The 19,375-nt window shown below is 35.2% G+C and carries 15 protein-coding genes; 5 read left to right on the forward strand and 10 right to left on the reverse strand.

The features are described 5' to 3' along the window. Window positions 1-37 precede the first annotated feature (37 nt). Window positions 38-970, reverse strand: a complete 933-nt coding sequence (locus ACFOWM_RS08175; protein WP_379708709.1) for a COX15/CtaA family protein — start codon at window positions 968-970, stop codon at window positions 38-40. A gap of 70 nt (window positions 971-1,040) precedes the next feature. On the opposite strand from ACFOWM_RS08175, the gene ACFOWM_RS08180 reads away from it, so the two are divergent. From ACFOWM_RS08180 to ACFOWM_RS08190, 3 genes are all read left to right on the forward strand, one after another. After that, complete coding sequence (locus ACFOWM_RS08180) at window positions 1,041-1,622, forward strand: ribonuclease HII (RefSeq protein WP_379708711.1); 582 nt, start codon at window positions 1,041-1,043, stop codon at window positions 1,620-1,622. Window positions 1,623-1,703: 81 nt separating this feature from the next. Then, window positions 1,704-2,024, forward strand: coding sequence for a hypothetical protein (locus ACFOWM_RS08185; protein WP_379708713.1), 321 nt, complete (start codon window positions 1,704-1,706; stop codon window positions 2,022-2,024). Window positions 2,025-2,154: 130 nt separating this feature from the next. Next, complete coding sequence (locus ACFOWM_RS08190; protein ID WP_379708715.1) at window positions 2,155-3,024, forward strand: cupin-like domain-containing protein; 870 nt, start codon at window positions 2,155-2,157, stop codon at window positions 3,022-3,024. 218 nt (window positions 3,025-3,242) lie between these two features. Here the strand turns inward: ACFOWM_RS08190 and ACFOWM_RS08195 are convergent, their stop codons facing one another. The 6 genes from ACFOWM_RS08195 to ligA form a co-directional block, all read right to left on the reverse strand. Beyond that, the gene (locus ACFOWM_RS08195; RefSeq protein WP_379708717.1) at window positions 3,243-4,169 is read right to left on the reverse strand and encodes a transporter; all 927 of its coding nucleotides are present in this window, start codon (window positions 4,167-4,169) and stop codon (window positions 3,243-3,245) included. A 67-nt stretch (window positions 4,170-4,236) separates the two neighbouring features. After that, entirely contained in the window at window positions 4,237-5,268 is a 1,032-nt protein-coding gene (locus tag ACFOWM_RS08200; RefSeq protein ID WP_379708719.1) for a cytochrome-c peroxidase, read from the reverse strand. Window positions 5,269-5,282: 14 nt separating this feature from the next. Continuing rightward, window positions 5,283-6,080, reverse strand: a complete 798-nt coding sequence (locus tag ACFOWM_RS08205) for an MbnP family protein (RefSeq protein ID WP_379708721.1) — start codon at window positions 6,078-6,080, stop codon at window positions 5,283-5,285. A gap of 138 nt (window positions 6,081-6,218) precedes the next feature. Then, window positions 6,219-6,596 (reverse strand): hypothetical protein, encoded by a 378-nt coding sequence (locus ACFOWM_RS08210; RefSeq protein WP_379708723.1) that lies wholly within the window; start codon window positions 6,594-6,596, stop codon window positions 6,219-6,221. A gap of 48 nt (window positions 6,597-6,644) precedes the next feature. After that, entirely contained in the window at window positions 6,645-7,304 is a 660-nt protein-coding gene (locus tag ACFOWM_RS08215) for a DUF2461 domain-containing protein (RefSeq protein ID WP_379708725.1), read from the reverse strand. 10 nt (window positions 7,305-7,314) lie between these two features. Then, entirely contained in the window at window positions 7,315-9,405 is a 2,091-nt protein-coding gene (gene ligA, locus ACFOWM_RS08220; protein WP_379708727.1) for an NAD-dependent DNA ligase LigA, read from the reverse strand. A 119-nt stretch (window positions 9,406-9,524) separates the two neighbouring features. Here ligA and ACFOWM_RS08225 point away from each other — a divergent pair, with 119 nt between their 5' ends. Beyond that, window positions 9,525-11,165 carry an amidohydrolase gene (locus ACFOWM_RS08225; protein ID WP_379708729.1) on the forward strand — a complete coding sequence of 547 codons (1,641 nt, stop codon included), beginning with the start codon at window positions 9,525-9,527 and terminating at the stop codon, window positions 11,163-11,165. A gap of 4 nt (window positions 11,166-11,169) precedes the next feature. Continuing rightward, entirely contained in the window at window positions 11,170-12,108 is a 939-nt protein-coding gene (locus tag ACFOWM_RS08230; protein WP_379708731.1) for a hypothetical protein, read from the forward strand. Here ACFOWM_RS08230 and ACFOWM_RS08235 read toward each other — a convergent pair. The 3 genes from ACFOWM_RS08235 to ACFOWM_RS08245 are packed head-to-tail and all read right to left on the reverse strand — an operon-like array spanning window position 12,105 to window position 19,361. Next, entirely contained in the window at window positions 12,105-13,745 is a 1,641-nt protein-coding gene (locus ACFOWM_RS08235; RefSeq protein WP_379708733.1) for a trehalase family glycosidase, read from the reverse strand. The genes ACFOWM_RS08230 and ACFOWM_RS08235 overlap by 4 nt on opposite strands. Before the next feature lie 2 nt (window positions 13,746-13,747). Beyond that, window positions 13,748-16,048 carry a beta-glucosidase gene (locus tag ACFOWM_RS08240; RefSeq protein ID WP_379708735.1) on the reverse strand — a complete coding sequence of 767 codons (2,301 nt, stop codon included), beginning with the start codon at window positions 16,046-16,048 and terminating at the stop codon, window positions 13,748-13,750. 1 nt (window position 16,049) lies between these two features. Beyond that, window positions 16,050-19,361, reverse strand: a complete 3,312-nt coding sequence (locus tag ACFOWM_RS08245) for a VCBS repeat-containing protein (RefSeq protein WP_379708737.1) — start codon at window positions 19,359-19,361, stop codon at window positions 16,050-16,052. Window positions 19,362-19,375 lie beyond the last annotated feature (14 nt).

The following is a 19,375-nucleotide window of genomic DNA, read 5'->3' on the forward strand; positions in this document are numbered from 1 at the left end:
TTACCTTAAAATTACACTAGTTCTTTTACAATTTTACTTACCCTTTTAAAAGATCAGTTGTGTTTTTTGTATTTAACAACGCATACATAATTTGTGTAATGGCTAATGTTGCCAATAACAAATGTATGGGTTGGGCCACGGCTGGCATATCTAAATAAAATAACACAATACCAGTAGTGGCACTTAATAACACAATACCCAATAAATTTTGTAAAGGCTTTTTAAGTGCTGCTACTTTACGGCAATACCATGTAATATAAAAAACGGAGAGTAAAACAATCCACGAAAAACTGCGGTGAATTAAAAAAGCAATAGGCATTTCGGCCAACCAAGCAGCTCTTTGTTCGTAATGCAATTGTTTTGAAACATCATCTACATACATTCTTACCATAGTACCTAGCACACTTTGTATGAATACAACGATGAGCATATAAAATAAAGCTTTACGCATTTTAATACCAGCTGTTTTTTTGAACAACCTGTTTGTTACACACATTAACAAGGCTAATTGTATTTGCGATAATGCCAATGCAAATAACAAGTGAACCGATATGCTAAGATGGGCCAAATTCAATTTTACTACTATTGCACCAAACAAGCCGGTTAATATTACAATAATCAAAAAAGCTAGTGCTAATCGAAATGCTTGTGTTTGTTCTTTTCGTTTTTTAAATAACAACGCAGCTTGTATAATGGCAAACAAACCAAGTAAGGCACCTACTAGGCGGTTTACATATTCAATCCAAGTATGGTAAACATTAAAGCTGTGGTCAATATCCTGAACTTTTAAATATTTTTCAAAATCGGGTGGTAATTGTGCAGCATTGGTTGGCGGCACCCACATACCAAAACAACGAGGCCAATCAGGGCAACCCATTCCACTTTGTGTGGTACGAACTATACCACCTGCTATAATTACGATGAACGTTAATATAAATGTTGCTAGCACCCACCTTCTTACTGCTGTCATAAAAAAAATATTATTACAAATTTACGAAATGCCGTGGTGAATAGGTTGCTAAACAAGATATTTGTAAACGATGTTACTACCTTACTTACATGAACATTTTGTAGAAGCCGGAGTAGATGAAGCTGGCAGGGGTTGCTATGCAGGACCTGTATTTGCAGCTGCAGTAATATTACCACCAAATTTTCATCACCCATTATTAAATGACAGCAAAAAATTATCTGAAAAAAATAGGGATATACTAAAACCTATTATTGAACAACAAAGTATTGCTTTTGCAGTAGCCAGCGTTGATAATAATGATATTGATGCTATTAATATTTTACAAGCTTCATACAAAGCCATGCACCTTGCTATTGCGAAACTGAACACTACACCTCATTTTTTATTGATAGATGGCAATCGCTTTAAACCTTACCCATTAATAAAACATGAGTGCATTGTTAAAGGCGATGGCAAATACGCCGCTATAGCAGCAGCCAGTATTTTGGCAAAAACCTATAGGGATGCATATATGAACCAATTACACTTTCAACACCCTGAGTACGATTGGCAACGCAACAAAGGATACGGCACGGCTACACACCGCCATGCTATTGCATTACATGGGCTAACGCCTTATCATCGAAAAAGTTTCAATATTATGCCAACATAAAAAAATAAATTTTATTAACCGGCGTTTAAACTTTTGAAAAACACAAAAGTCTATCATACATAACAATAAAAATTACAAGCCATGCATATTAAATTATTATTAGCCGTTACTATTTTTAGCGCTGCAACCACTGCTTCATTTGCACAAACTGTTGCTGCAAGACCAGCCACTAGCTTGCGTACAGACAATAAGCGTATTCGCCAAGGTGTAAAAAGCGGTGAACTAACAAAGGCAGAAACGGTACGTTTAAAATCGCAACAAGCAGCCGTTTACCAAGAGCAAAAAGCTTACAAAGCCGATGGCGTAGTAACACCAGCAGAGCGTAAAGATTTAAGACAAGATAAAAGAAAATTGAGCAGAAATATAAAGCGTCAAAAAAATGATGCTCAAACACAGCCTTAGTTTTAGTTTGTAAGGATAATACATACAGCAACTTCGAAAGCGGTTGCTGTTTTTTTATGCTCAATAGCAGCGCAAATGATTGCCACACAGTTGGTATTTGTTATTTTTGCATATTAAATTTTAATTAATTATGCAGTTAAAACCTGTAGATACGGTAGATAGCATTTCAGCCGCTGATTTTAAGAAATTGTATTACAACACCAAAAAACCAGTTGTAATTAAAAACTTAGCAAAACAATGGCCTGCTTATAATAAATGGAATTGGGATTATTTTATTGATATAGTAGGCGATAAAGAAGTAGGCGTTTACAATAACATAAAAAGCGACTCCTACACACCCATTAACACGGCTGATGCGTACATGAAATTTGGCGATTACTTAAAAAAGGTAAAAGCTGGTCCGCTTGATTTACGCATATTTCTTTTTAATATTTTTCAACATGCACCTGAAGTAGTGAAGGATTTTACCTGGCCAGATGAATTGATGAAGGGCTTTGTAAAAAAATACCCGATGCTTTTTGTAGGAGGCGAAGGCTCTGTAACTCACATGCATTTTGATATTGATATGAGCCATATTTTACACACCCAGTTTTCAGGTAAAAAAAGGGTATTGCTTTTTCCGCATGAAGAACAGTACAAATTATACCGCAAACCATGGGAAGTATTGAGCTTGGCCAATTACGCCAATTATCATGAATCTTTTGATTATGAAAATTTCCCGGCTGTAAAAAAAGCCCAAGGGTATGAGGTAATTTTAGAGCATGGCGATACTTTATTTATGCCGGCTGGCTATTGGCACCACATGGAGTATATTGAAAGTGGCTTTGCGATGAGTTTAAGAGCCATGCAAAGTAGTTTAGGTGGTAAGCTTAACGGACTTTGGAAACTATTTGGCATGAGAGGTATTGATACTTTAATGAAAAAAACAGCACCAGTTTGGTGGTACAACCGCAAAAAAAAGAAAGTATACCAACTAGCTGCCGCAGCTATTAACCAATAAAAATTAACTATACATTAAAAAAAAATAACATCAGTTTAAAAAAATTGATGTTACTTTACATATTCGAACGAAATGTAGTAAGCGGCTTTACTTCCTTCACATCCTAACAAATACCAGCACTTTTAACGGGTAATTAATGCAATCTAGTAAACTAGTATAAATTTTTATTGTGGTTTCAGAGGTAAGTAAGGCCGGTGATATCTATCGCCGGCATTTTTTTATAAGCTTATTGCCACATGCACCATACCTCTATTACCTGCTTGTACAAACCCACTTGCCAAATTTTGTTGCAATACTGGCTGAAAATTAGCCCCCATAGACAGTGCTTTAAACGATGTTTCAACACCAAAAGTGCCTGTTAGTAAGCGCCCACCAGATAAATCAACCAAGGTTTTATTATCAATATCTTTTTGAGATTGCTCCCATTGCACACCTAAATTTGGTGCCAAAGTGCATTTATTGTTGATGTTGAATTTATAATACAATTGACCGTTTATACTTAATTTATTTCCATAATTATAATCATACTTGTTATTAGTATTCATTTTGTAATTAGCCGATATATTTAATCCCACATCATTTAAACGTACATCATACATAGTTTGAATTAAAAAATCTGTACTAGCCGTACCTAATTGAAATAAATTAGCATTTTGGTTACGTCCGTTTTTATCAGCGGTTTCATACTTACCTGTGGGTGCTTTAATACCTGCACCTACCCATAAGCTTTGCACTAATAATTTTGTACCCATAACAGGCGTACGTTTATTGAGTAGCTGATAATACCCTGAAAGTATTATATCGCCCAATCCATTTTTTTGTGCTTTGTTTGTTGCCGTATTTCTTTCATTGAAATTATATGGTAATGATGCCATGAGCCTAAATTTTTTACCAATATTCCATCCTGCCCAAACCTCAGCCACTTTGTAACTTTCATTTGTTGTTAAGTAGGTAGTAGCACCACCTAAGCCGATATGTGTTCGTACATTGTTATATCGATAACGCAAGCCAATAATTTTCTTTTTAAAATCGGGCAATACACCAATATAAGCATTGCCAGCACCGCAGCCACATATATCGCAGGCTTTAGTGATATTCGGCAATGCCAACATTACTATCAATATCCATTTTATAATTTTATTCATACAACTCAGTTTATAAATAATAGGTATCTATACCGATTGATATTATATCTACTATTCTTGTTCTTAATTACTGTTCTGATAAGTTTCTATTCGAAATAAAATTGGCATCATTCAACGTATTTAAAAATGCCAGCAATTGTTGTTGTTCAGTATTACTTAATGGAATACCAATTGGATTGTTTTGAGTGAAAATAACATCTAACGTAGTTGAAGGTTGTACTTGGTGATCATAGTGTGCTAATACAGCATTTAATGTAAAAAACCTGCCATCATGCATATAGGGTGCTGTGTAAAACAAATTTCGCAAACTAGGCACCCTGAATTTATATAAATCATTGTCTTGATGAGTGATGTTATAACGGCCTTTGTCATCAATAATACTAGGAGCCAATCCATTATTTTTAAATGAAAAATTGGTAAACAGGGGTTCGGTATGACAGCCATTGCATTTTTGTTGAAATACAGTATAGCCTTTACTTTCAGCCTCCGTAAAGCTTGCTTGGTTGCGTTTTACACTATCATATTTTGATTGATCACTCACACACATCAACATAAATTGCGATAATGCTTTTAATACCACCGTTGCATTAATATCAGTACTACCAAATGCTTTTTGAAACATGGGCGCATAGGTACCATTGTTACGAAGTTTTTGAAGGACGTTGGCCATGCTTTCGCCCATTTCTTCAGGAGCAGTAATGGGAATGATGGGCTGTAAGTCGAGGTTAAACACACCACCATCCCATAAAAAATTTGTGTTCCATGCTAAATTCATAATAGGTAAACTATTACGTGTACCTAGTTGATCAAATATACCATGACTCACACTGTGCCCATGCTGTGTAAATGCTGATGATTGAATATGGCAACTACCACAACTGATGCTGTTATCGGCAGATAATATAGGGTCGTAAAATAATTTTCTGCCCAATGCAAAACCATCTTTTGAAACAGTATTAGCAGCAAAATTATAAGTAGGTGCAGGAAAATGAGTAGGCTGTTGAAACCCAACAAAGTTTTCTATTTCAGTGATGGCTTTGTTGCAGGCAATTAAGCCTACAACAAAGCAACTAATCACCCATATAAATTTATAATTCATAGTGTTGCTGTTGATTAGTTATGTGTATGATCATGCGTAAACATTGCTTTATAATTGTTTGCAATGTTAGCACTGTTGGTTGCCCCATGTACGGCAGAAACGCTTGCAATACTTACGTTGGTATTACCAGTAAACACTTTTAAAATATCTGCAAATAAATGCACATCACTCGTATTGTCTTTTTTAACTACAGCAATACCTCTTGCAGATAAATCTAGCGTTACAATACGGGTATTGTTGATTGTAGGTGATGTGTAGCCACCGAACAAACCAATATGGTATTGAAATATATTACCAGTTTGTGGCGATGCAGATGACGTTCCTTCGAGTTTAAAATGTATATAGCCACTGTTCCAACTCCAATACATGCCAGCAGCAGTAGTAGCTGGGTCAAGTACACCCGTTCTTTCGCTAATATCTTTGGTGTTACGTAAACTATCAACACCTACCATAAAACATACACTTTTGTACTGACCAACGGGTAAGGTAAACTCAGGTGCATGTGAAGCATCAATGCTTTCATCAATTAAAAAATAGCTTTCTTTTTGCGGTATGGTGATAACAGTTCCATCTGTTTTTGTGAAGGAGAAATTACTTACAAAATACTTTAATGTGGTTACTTTAAAACTTTCGTTAGATGCATTTGTATAGGTACCTGTATTAAGTTGTAAGTCTGAAGCACCAACAACATTATCAAATTCAACAGCAATTTTACCTGTTGCATTCATGTCTGTAGAAATAGGTGTATCTGTTTTTTTACAAGATGTAAATAGGCTAGTAGCAGCGATGGCTACGAAAAATAATTTTTTCATGTTATATGTATAAGTTATTACAATAAAGTGCCTGTTTGTATACTTGCATACACAAAAGCATTACAATATTGCACACATTAAAGTGTCAATTTTTAAAAAAGAAATTGTTTGAAATGGTAATTACAGTTATATGTAAAACTATACTGATGGTGGGTGAAAACAACTACGAGGCATGGCCACAGGGGTTCCATGTGTATACAATAATGCGAAAGCGTTGTTATTTATTTCAGTAAAAACAATATTATGTGTTGTGGCAAAAAATGATTTAGAAGATACGATTTGATTTTTTGCTTGTTCTCTATGTTCGTTCTGTTGGTTTTCGTTTTTTTCTTCTTCTTGCAACTTCTTCATCATTTGGCATTTACCATTACAACGTAGTTTTGGTTTGGCTTTATTGATACAGTTTTTTGCATAAGCATTGGTGTTTAAATAATAATCTGCCACCAGCAAGTTTTTGCTGAAAGTGCCTGCTATAAAGGCTATTAGTAATATGGCAGCTATAAATTGCTTAAACATTTTTTAAAGATGTTGCAAAGATATAAACGAATGTATAACCACAAAAATTTATTCGGCCGTATTTAAAAAATCAACAAATGGTTGTGCTACCTTAAACATTTTAGTTATTTCCTTCACCATTGTTGTTGATGTTAATAGTGCATCATCTAAAGTTTGTGTAACAATAAAACCTTTTAATTTTAAATACTGTATGGCTAGGTTGTGTTCGTCATACCCTTTAGGTGGTCGTAACAATACTTGCTCTTGTGACAACCCATTTTTAAATGTTTGTGTAAATGTTTTTGATGTAACCAGTTTATTCCAATCACTAAAATTATAATCAATTTCTTGCCGTATAGCCGCTAGTTTAGCTGGCTCAGGGCCCCAACAGCCAGCAGCCAAAAATGAAGCACCTGGCTCTATGTGTAAGTAGTACCCAGCATTGGTAGATTTTTTACCGCCTTTAGCAAAATAGGCTGCCATATTGGTTTTATACGGTGCTTTGTTTTTTGAAAAACGTACATCTCTATTAATTCTAAAGGTGCACTCTTTCGGTTGTAGCACGGCTATATTACTATCAAAAGCACCAATAGCATCAATCAATTGTTGGGTTAATTGTTGTATATCATCTTTAGCAGATTCATACTTTTTTCTATTGGCATCAAACCATTCTTTATCATTATGCTTTTTCAGTTCCGTTAAAAACTGTAATGTTGCTTTTTGGATCATTTTAATTTTTTTATTGATTCATCATGTTGATAAAATCATCTTCTGAAATAATATTTATAGTAGCAATTTTTTTTGCTTTTTCTAATTTACTACCTGCATCTGCACCTACTACTAAATAGTTTAACTTACTACTTACACCACTTAAAATAGTACCTCCGTGGCTTTCAGCTAAAGCTTCTGCATCACTTCTTTTTAATTTATTGAGGGTACCTGTAAATAAAAAAGTTTGTCCGGCTAGCCCTGTTGATGCTAATTCTTTTGGTTGCCCCTTCATTTGCAAACCAGCTGCTGATAATGCTTGTAGCATATCAATATTATCTTGATTGGTGAAAAATGAAGCGATGCTTTCAGCTACTTTTACACCAACGTCATCCATTTGCTGAAGTTCTTCTTTCGATTTACTGGCTAAATCAAAAATGGTATCAATGCTTTGTGCTAAAGTTTTGGCTGTTGTTTCACCAACATACCTTATACCTAAGCCGTAAATAACTCGGTGTAATGGTTGTTGTTTTGACGCTTCAATGGCTGCTAATAAATTAGTGACTGATTTTTCACCAAAGCCTTCTAATTGTTGTAACTGTGTGGCGGTAATTTTATAAATAGATGGTACATCTTTAATAATACCTGCAGCAAAAAATTTACGTACGTTGGCTTCACCAAAACTTTTAATATCCATCGCATCTTTACTCACAAAGTGAATCATACGTTCCACCACTTGTGCTTCGCAGTTGATGTTTACACAACGCCACACCGCTTCACCTTCTGGCCTTACCAACACATCATTACAAACAGGGCATTGTTGCGGAAACACAATATCTGTCTGACTTCCATCTCTTAATTCAGTTAATGATTTTACAATTTGTGGAATTACATCACCGCTGCGTTCAATTAAAATAGTATCACCAATTTTTAAATCTTTCTCTTTAATATAATCGTCATTATGTATGGATATGCTCGTAACTGTTACACCTCCTACTTGTGCTGCTGCTATTTTAGCAACTGGTGTAACGGCGCCTGTTCTACCCACCTGAAACTCCACACCCAATAATTTGCTGGTTGCTTGTCGGGCCTTAAATTTATAGGCTATCGCCCAACGAGGGTGGTGTGAGGTCATGCCTAACTGATCTTGTTGGGCAATATCATTTACCTTAATTACCATACCATCAATTTCATAAGGCAATGCATCTCTACCAGCTTCAAAATCATTGATGTAGTTTATTACGGCATCTATACCTTTCAATGTACGCATTTCATTTTTGGGGCTCTTCATACCCACAGCCCACAACATTTGTAAAAACCCACTGTGTGTAGATGGAACTTGTGAACTACCATCTTTATAAGTGCTAACAAAACTTACATGGTATAAAAAAGCTTCTAAATTTCGTTTGCTTACAATACTAGGATCTTTCATGCGAAGCGTACCTGCTGCTGCATTTCGTGGGTTTGCTAATGGGGGCAAACCTTCATCTATTAACGTTTGGTTGTATTGAGCAAAGTTATTTTTGTTCATTAATACTTCACCCCTTATTTCAATTTGCTCAATACCAAATTGGCTAAAGTTGGCATGTAAGGGTATCGATTTTATTTGATGCACATTAGGTGTAATATCATCACCCACTTCACCATCGCCCCTTGTAATACCTCTAACGAGTTGGTTGTTTTCATACACCAATGATATACTGGCACCATCAAACTTAGGCTCCACACAATACTCAATAACATCTTTACCTGAAAGCTCTTTTACTTTTCTATCAAAATCAATTAAATCAGCCGCATTGTACGAGTTATCTAACGATAACATAGGTACCAAGTGTTGTGCTTTTGCAAAATTTTTGATTAGCCCTTTGCCTACACGTTGTGTAGGTGAATCACTCGTTATAAAAAGTGGGTTTGCTTTTTCAAAAGCTTCCAACTTTTTGTATAACATATCATACTCATAATCGGCTATTAATGGGTTATTCACCACATAATATCTATATTCATGAAAACGAAGCACATGGCGGAGTTCATCAATATTATTTTCAGTAATGTGTTGATTTTGCATGGCCTGCCAATGAGCGGTTTTTGCCATTAAATCGTTTACGTTGGTTGCATCAAACATTCGGTAAAGTTAATTTGCAAATGGCATTATCTGCCTAAATATTTATAATTTTTACCGATGGCATTATAAGGATAAGCATGTAATTTTATAGCTTCAACACTTTTAAAAAGTAACATTTTATGCTTCAAAAATCTATGGCTTACTTACTCATATTCGCAATAGTATTGTCAGCTTGTAACAACAAAAAACAAGTAAGTACAATAATACAACATGCCACTATTTATACGGCTGATAGCAACTTTACAGTTGCACAAGCCATGGCTATTAATGATGGTAAAATTGTAGCAGTGGGTAGCGATTCAGCAATTAATGCTTTGTACAGTAGTAAAGAGGTAATTGATGGTACAGGTAAAACTATTTTTCCGGGCTTTATTGATGCCCATTGCCATTTTACAGGTTACGCAACCGATATGTGGAAATGTAACTTAGTAGGTACCACTTCTTTCAATGAAATTATTGAAAAGCTAAAAGTTTATAGTACAAACGCTCCAATGGAATGGATTTATGGCAGGGGTTGGGACCAAAACGATTGGGCCGATAAACAATACCCCAATAAAGCCATTTTAGATAGCTTGTTTCCCAACAGACCGGTATTTTTAAAACGTGTTGATGGACATGCAGCCTTACTCAATCAAAAAGCTTTAACCCTTGCTGGTATTGATGTTACAACTAAAATACCCGGTGGCGACATTGAACAAAAAAACGGAGCACTTACAGGTATTTTAGTTGATAATGCCATGCATTTCGCAGAAAAAAAAGTGCCGAATATTAGTGATAGTCTTGCAAAAAAATATTTCAATGATGCGCAAGCATATTGTTTTGCAGCAGGCCTTACCGGCGTACACGATTGTGGTGTAAGTGAACATAATATTGATTTAGTGAAAGATGCACAAGCTAACAATGGTTTAAAAATGAAAATTTTTGCACTGCTTTCTGACGATACAACCTACTATGAAAAATGGGCAAAATCTGGTCCGCTTAAAATGGAACGCTTACATGTGGGTGGTTTTAAATTTTATGCAGATGGTGCATTAGGTAGTAGAGGCGCTTGTTTGTTGCATGACTATAGTGACAAAGCAGGATGGAAGGGCTTTTTACTCAATACATTACCACATTTTGAAAAGGCTGCTCAGTTATTTGCAAATACTGATTTACAAATGTGTACACATGCCATTGGCGATAGTGGCAACCGTGCCATTTTAAATATTTATGCTAATGTATTAAAAGGTAAAAACGATAAACGTTGGCGTATTGAACATGCGCAGGTAGTAGATGCTAGTGATTTTCATTATTTTACCGATTACAACATTATACCATCGGTACAACCTACACATGCTACTAGCGATATGTATTGGGCTACTGATAGGCTAGGTGCTGAACGCATAAAAAACGCCTACGCATTTAAAAAATTATTACAAACAAATGGGTGGATACCTTTGGGGACTGATTTTCCGGTGGAGTATATTGAACCTATTAAAACTTTTTATGCAGCCGTTACAAGGCAAGATAGTAAAGGCTACCCTGCTGCAGGTTTTGAAATGGAAAATGCATTGAGTAGAAAAGAAGCTATTTATGGCATGACGATTTGGGCCGCCAAAAGTGCTTTTGAAGAAAAAGAAAAAGGTAGTTTAGAAAAAGGTAAAGCAGCTGATTTTATTATGTTGGATACTGATTTAATGACTTGTAATAAAAATGCCATTTTACAAACCAACGTTTTAGGTACTTGGGTAAATGGTGAAAAAGTGTATAGTAAAAAGTAACGCATTGAAAAAAATTATTATTGTAGCTGCTTCATTGCTACTAGCTTCCTTGGTTTTTGTTTATTTATTGATACCCCAAAAAATTACAGCTAGCAAAATCTTTACTTTTAAAGCACCTATGCTAACTGTAAAAAGGTGTTTTGCAGATAGCAGTATTTGGTCACAATGGTTTCCTTTACAAAACAGCAATAGTAATCATTTCAGCATTGCTAACTACTCTTTCAATAACATCCATACCAATGATATTAATAGCAGTAACATTGTTATTAAAAATGATAACTATACTTTGAATAGCACTGTTAGCTTTTTTCCAATACAAAGCGATACTGTAATTGTTACTTGGACATTTGATATGCCAGCAACCCAAAATCCAATAAAAAAAATAACTTATTATTTTGAAGCAAAAGAAATTAAAACTACCCTCACAGATGTATTAAATCACTTTAAAAATTTTATTGAAGATGATGTAAAGGTATATGGTATGAGGGTTAAAGAAACTGAAGTGAATGACACTTGTATAATTACCATTAAAAGCCAAAGCAGCCATTACCCTACCACACAGCAGGTATATGAAGTGGTAACACAGTTAAAAAATTATGCCACTCAAAGCAATGCAACTGCTACGAATCATGCCATGTTTCATATTACACAAGTGGGCGACAGTTCATTTTATTTTATGATTGGCCTGCCTATTAACAAACGCCTTAATAACAATGGCAACATTGCTTTTAAACAAATGTTGCCACATGGTAAATTTTTGGTGAGTGATAGCATTATAGGTGGTGTACAAAAAGTAACACAACAATTTTTACAATTTGAAAAGTATAAGGCAGATCATAAATATATTAGTCCGGCCATACCTTTTCAATTACTAATTACAGATAGAAGCCTGCAACCAGATAGTAGCAAATGGGTTACGCAATTTTACTATCCTGTATTTTAATTGGTGGCTGCACCATATTTTTTTATTAAAGTAAGGAGTACCCCATTGGTCCATCCAAAACCATCTTGACCAGGATACTCCCCTCCACCAGCTGCTAACGTTGTATTTACAACATTGTATTTTTCCATTAACCTTCCCGTATTTTTATATACGGTTGTATTTAATTGAATCCACCTTTTAGCAACATCTGCTGCTAAGGTTGTTTCATTATTTCTTTCGAGTGCCCAAATACTCATCCATTGTAAAGGCGCCCAACCATTGGGTGCATCCCACTGTTGTTTAGTGGTAAGTGGGGTAGATAATACGCCACCATCTTTCAACAACTGTGCTTTAAATGTTGGCAAAGCATCGTTGATAGTGTGTTGTGGCATTTTACTATCCATATTATTAAAACAAAAAGGAAACATACCTGCTGCAGCAATAATGTTACACTGTTGTTGTTTTACGAAATTATAATCCACAAAAAATTGTAATGAGTTACTCCAAAATATTTGTTGAATAGCTTTGTAACGCTTGTTGTATTGTTTTAAATAATAATTTGCTTTAGTTGGTTGCTTTACAACGGTATTGGCGTAATGCAATACTTGCTCCATATTGAGTAGCAAAGCGTTTAAATCAACCGGAATAATATCAGTTGTTTCAATAGTAGCAATATGTTCACCATCAGCAAACCACCTACTACTAAAGTCCCAACCACTTGCGGCGCCTGCTCTTAAATGGCTGTATATTGTTTTTTTATATTGTGCTATAGCCTTATTCATTGCCGCAGGTGATGACCAGCGCTTGTTACTTGCATATACTGCTGCAGCTTCGTTTGCCGTAGCTACATCTTCTGCATAACTCTCTTGCCTTGGTGTATTAGCTTCATCAAAATACCTGTTTAAAATAGTGCCATCATTTAAACGAACCACTCTTTTAAAAGCACCCGTAATTTTCATATTAGCAGCACCTTCCATCCAATAATTATACTCCTTAGTTAATTGTGGTAAATAAGTTTTATAAACAGCATCACCTTTAATACTTGCTAACAATTGAACCATTAACGAAAAAAATGGTGGTTGCGAACGGCTGATGTAATAAGTTCTATTACCATTTGGAATATGACCATATTGATCAATTAAGTAAGCAAAGTTTTTAATCATATTTTCAATGGTTTCATATTGCTTGCTTTCTTTTAATCCCAGCATGGTAAAATATGAATCCCAATAATAAATTTCTCTAAAACGACCGCCTGGCACTATGTACGGATACGGTAAAGAAATTAAACTACTACCATTTACTTTTTTATCAGATGCTCTTTTGAGTGTATTCCACAATGTATTAATATGTGCCACCACATCATTATCGGGAGCATCGTTGGTAACTTTTGGTACAATAGGTTGCTCAAAATTTGCAGCTACAAAATTTTTCAAAAAAGCAGTAGAAGTATCTTTAGCATTGCGTTTATAATCAGCCATAATTGCTGTTATAGAACGCTTAGGTGTACAATCAACAAAGGTTTTACCATCACCAAAAATTTTTTTCATCTGCACGGCTTTAAACAAATCGCCATAAAGTTGATCAGGTGTTTGCTGTGCAAAACTTGCAGTTGTTACAAGCGCTGCTATTATAGAAGTAGCTGCTAGTTTGAGTGCCATAGTTACAATTTTAATGTGTTGATATTATTGATAGGTGCTAATACATTGTTTACTTTTTCAACAACCATTGTTTGTGGTAAAGTAAAAGCAGCTTTCTGAGCAATATTTTTTGATGATGAACCTATTAAAACTTCGTATTTACCAGCATCAGCCACCCAAGCAGACTGAGCCTCGTTAAACGAACACAAATCTCTTTTCGAAATAGTAAATTGTATAACCTGCGATTGTTGTGGCGCAAGCAAAGTAGTTTTCATAAATGCTTTTAGTTCCTTTACAGGTTTACTGAAATCAGTATTGGCACTAGGTGCTCCTAAATATAATTGTACAACTTCTTTACCAGCTACTTTACCTGTATTCGTAACTGTAACACTCACACCAATTTGATTTTTAAAGATGCTGTTTGTCAATTTAATATTACTAATGTTGAAATTAGTATAGCTTTTTCCGAAACCAAATTCATACACAACAGGCTTAGTAGCTTTTTCAAAATAGCGATAACCAACATAAACACCTTCGTTATAAGTGATACTAGTAGGCATTGCTGCAGGTGTGCCCGGAAAACCATTTGCAGTAGATAAATCATTATAATCAACCGGAATAGTAGTAGCCAACTTACCACTCGGGTTTACTTTACCACTAACAATATCAGCAATTGCATGACCTGCCTCTTGGCCTGGTTGCCATGTTACTAAAATAGCATCAGCAGCAGCTTGCCATGAAGCCATTTCAATAATACCACCAATATTGAGTAATACAATTAATTTTTTACCCTTTGCATGGTAGGCGTCACTAATATTTTTAACGAGTGTTTTTTCTTTGTCTGATAAATAAAAATTACTCAATGCCCTGTCTTCAAATTCACCACTCGTTCTACCAATAGTTAAAATTGCAACGTCGTTAGTAGCTGCTTCATTTTGTAAAGTAGCTATAGCTATATCCATTTCTTGTGGCAACTCTTTTGGCATAAACCACATTGCTGGTGGCTTTATATTTTTATCGCTTTCTATTAAATGGTTATTATAGGCTTTTATAATATCATTATTTACTTGATAACCAGCTTTTACAAAACCATCAGCAATGGAAACACTGTACTCCTTATTTACATCACCACTACCAGTACCACCAATTACAGTGCGGTAGCTCATATTGCCATACAATGCAATTTTAGTAGCAGGTTTATTGAGGGGCAAACTGCTGTTTTCATTTTTTAAAAGAATCATTCCTTCTGTAGCAGCCATACGTGACACTGCTGCATTTTGTGTTTTGTTACGAATTGTTTTTAGCGTTGCAATTTTTTGTGATTGTCTGATGAGGTTTAAAACCCTATCCACATTTTCGTTTAAGCTTTCTATTTTTAAAGTACCATTATTTACTGCATTGATAATGTCATCTAGCTGCTTTTTGGTGCCGGGCATTATCATATGGTTGCCTGCTGCCATTTGCGCTGCACCGTTATCACCAGCAAACCAATCCGTCATCACCAAACCTTTATAACCCCATTCCTTTTGTAAAATAGTAGTTATTAAATCATTGCTTTGTGAAGTGTAGGTGCCGTTTATTTTGTTGTAAGATGACATGAGCGTCCATGGTTTGGCTTCTTTCACTACAATTTCAAAACCACGTAAATAAATTTCACGTAAAGTGCGTTGTGTCATTTGCACATCAATATTCATTCTATTTGCTTCATGATTATTTGCAGCAAAATGCTTTATAGAAGTACCTACATTGTTTTTTTGAACACCCATAATATAGGCAGCGCCTATTTTACCAGAAACTACCGGATCTTCAGAATAGTATTCAAAGTTACGACCACCCAAAGGGTTGCGATGAATGTTAATGGCTGGTGCCAATAAAACATTGGCTCCATAAAAAGCTACTTCATTACCAATGGCATTACCAACATTTTTTACTACAGTTGGGTTCCATGAACTTGCTAACAATGTACCAATAGGAAAAGCAGTACAGTAGTAAGTATTTTTTTCATTAGCTCTTGTTGGGTTAATACGCAAACCAGCAGGGCCATCGGCTAATACAATTGCAGGTATTTTTAACCTTGCAATGGCATAAGTGGTACCGGCAGCACCATCAACAGGGTTGTAGGGTTTAGCAGTATCGGGTGGCATTTTATCAGGACCAAAAGCAGGCACATCCATACCCAAACCCATAATGATACGAGCCTTTTCATACAACGTCATGGCCTTTATTAAGTCGGCATTACTACTAGTAGGGAAACTAGGTGTTTGCGCCTTTACAATTTGATGCGCTACACTTGACCAAATAATGATGAGGAAGATTTTTTTCATTTTATTGTGCTTTAAAGGAAAAAAGTAATGGATAATTATTGTTACGTGTAAATAAAATTGCTTTTGATTGTTTAATAGTTATGGGCTGAATGCATTTAACAACACCTTGTATATTAAGGCCGGTGTATTGCTGCTGCATTACAACTAATGTATGGTCAGGCTTAACTTTTAGTACCACACCACTATTCGCATCTAACCTACCAAACTGTGGTAAAAAATTGGTGTTATTACCTGCTACTACTATTTCGTTGATGCCATCATTATCAACATCAATAGGTAAAATACTATTGGCACTTGATAATTGAACATCTGTTGGCATTAATTGCAAAGTAAAGTTGCCATTGCCATTATTGATAGCTACGTATGAACCACAAGTATTAAATTGTAAAACTGTTGCTTTATCAAGCAATTCTTTTTTGAAAATATCTTGTATTGATTTTGTTGCAAAATCTTTATGCAATAAGTTTTCTTTTTTATAAATGGGCAATATTTCAGTAAACTCTTTTTTCAAAAACAACGGAACATCTGCTCCATTAACTGTTCTTGAAAATACTTTATCAATGATGCCATTATTATCAAAATCTTTCATCCATAATTTAATAGGAGCCTCTTGTGTTGGTTTTAAATAAGCATTTTCACCGATGTTGCCTAACAATAAATCTAATTTACCATCACCATTAACATCAGTAGTTGTAACTGTTTGCCACCAACCAAAATAGTTATTAAGGTTGGTAGTTACTAACGAAAGCTTATCATTTTTATGTTCAAAAATTTGGGGCGTCATCCACTCTCCTACAATAATGAGTTCTTTATTTTTATCACCCACCACATCAGCCCAAGTGGCTGAGGTAACCATACCAATGTTACTTATTGCTGGAGCCAAACGTTTGGTATCATCAATAAAATGGCCTTTACCATTGTTTGTAAAAATATAACTCTGTGGTGCTGCTCCATAATTGTATGATAAACTTCGTCCACCCACAAACAAATCAAGGTCGCCATCATTATCTATATCATGCGCTACAATGGTGCTGATGTTTGCACTGTTATCAGTAAATGTTTCGGTTGATTTTACAAAGTTGCCTTTACCATCATTGGTGTACAATCGTAGTTGTAATAATGGATGATGCGGCGGCAAATTATTACCTCCACTTCCAACAATTAAATCTTTATCGCCATCATTGTCTGCATCAAAAAATAAGGTAGCAACATCTTCAAAGGCTTTGTCTTTTTCAAAACAAGCAACACTGGCTTTATTAAAAGTACCAGCTACAGTTTGCACATATAAATTGCCTGTAGTGCCAGCCGCTCCTCCTATAAATACATCATCTAACCCATCGCCATTCACATCAGCAACGGCTGCTTGCGGACCTTCTTTTGACAACATTACAGGTACATTTCTATCTTGATAAAACTCCGTAAAATCATTTTCTTTATGGGCATCAAAATTTTGGTTAGCTGCTTGAAAAATAATAGGATTATTGCTGTTAGTAGCACTTTTAAAAACTTGCTTAGCCACTATATTATAATCAATAGTAAGCAATGTGTTGATGGTAGGTTTTACAATGGTTGATTGCATATTATTAGGCCAAATAACTTGTACGCTATCAACCATACTATTGCCGAGACCTACCACCATTTTATAATCGGTAGATGATTGAAAGCCTCTTGCAGGGTATACATCACGACTATAAATATTATTACCAGTAAATACTTTTACAGTACTACCAATAGCAAACGTATTTGGCGATGCTCCTTTCAATTGAATACTAATGTAATGAGTTGCGGCATTTTCTTGTGCATGATTTTTATACACAAACGAAGGCATATTAACATTGTTAATTACTAAATCAAGATCGCCATCATTATCTAAATCGCCATACGCTGCCCCATTGCTGAACGAAGGTGTAGTAAAGCCCCAATTGATGCCTTCATCACTAAACTGCAAACCGCCTTTGTTTTTAAATGCTTTGTTTAAAATTGGTACAGATGGCATTTTATCTACAATTTGCTGCATATCGGTTTTTTGGCCACTCAATGCCATTTTTTGATACAAATCGTCTGCAAAAAAATCAATAAAATCTTGGTCAATTACATCTTTGTAAATACCGTTACACACATATAAATCTTGCAAGCCATCATTATCAGCATCAAAAATTAGTGCACCCCAACTCCAGTCTGTTGCACTTACGCCACTGTAATTGGCAGTTTCTTTAAAGTTGCCTTTACCATCATTTATTTGTAAAGCATTTTGTTGAAATTGATGGTAAAACCCTTGTTTCACTTTGTATTGATAAATATCATAATTATCAAACGATGCGGTGGTTTTTAAACGTTGTTCATCGCCGGGCAACATATCGGTTGTAAAAATATCAGGAGCACCATCGTTATTAATATCGGCAACATCAGCACCCATTGAGGCTAGGCTGGTATGCTGCATACGATTTTCTAAATCTTCTTTAAAAGTGCCATTTTGTTGGTTGATGTACAAATAATCTCTCTCAAAAAAATCGTTTGAAATATATAAATCTGGGTAATGATCACCATTAACATCAGCCACTGTAACGCCTAAGCCAAAACCAATTAAGCTACCGTAAATATTGGCGGAGTCGCTCACATCTTTAAAAATACCATTATCGTTTCGCATGAGTTTATCGCCACCACCTTTTGCAAAATCTTCAATTGGCCAATCATTGGCTCGTAGGGTACGTTTGTTACTATAGTTGAGTGTATTAACGGGTATAAAACTATTGTTAAGTATGTAACAATCTAAATCACCATCTAAATCATAATCAAAAAATGCTGCATGGGTTGTGTAGCCACCATCGTTTAAGCCAACCGCAGCGGCTTTATCAGTAAAAGTTAGATTGTGGTTATTGATGAATAAGGCGTTGCCATCTTTATTTTTAAATTTATCGTAACCAGCATTACATACATAAATATCTAACCAACCATCAGCATTTACATCGGCCATTACTACGCCTGTGTTCCATTTACCTAATTGAGTAATGCCTGCTTTATCGCTAATATCTTCAAAAGTAAAATTGCCTTTGTTAAGGTATAATTTGTTAGCGCCCATGTTGCTGGTAAGAAAAACATCCGCCAAGCCATCGTTATTAATATCACCAATGGCAACACCGCCTCCGTTATAAAAATTACGATAACTAAAAATATTAAAATCGGGTGTATTGGTTACCGTATTTGTAAAAGCAATACCCGTATTGGTTTCTAAAGAAAATAAGGTTGGCTTATTGGTTTGTTTACAAGCAACTAAAAAAACAAGCAGTAGTAAATATGATGAGCGACCTTTCATGAACAAATGTTTAA

This window comes from Ferruginibacter yonginensis (genome assembly GCF_042651465.1).
Classification (GTDB): Bacteria; Bacteroidota; Bacteroidia; order Chitinophagales; family Chitinophagaceae; genus Ferruginibacter; species Ferruginibacter yonginensis.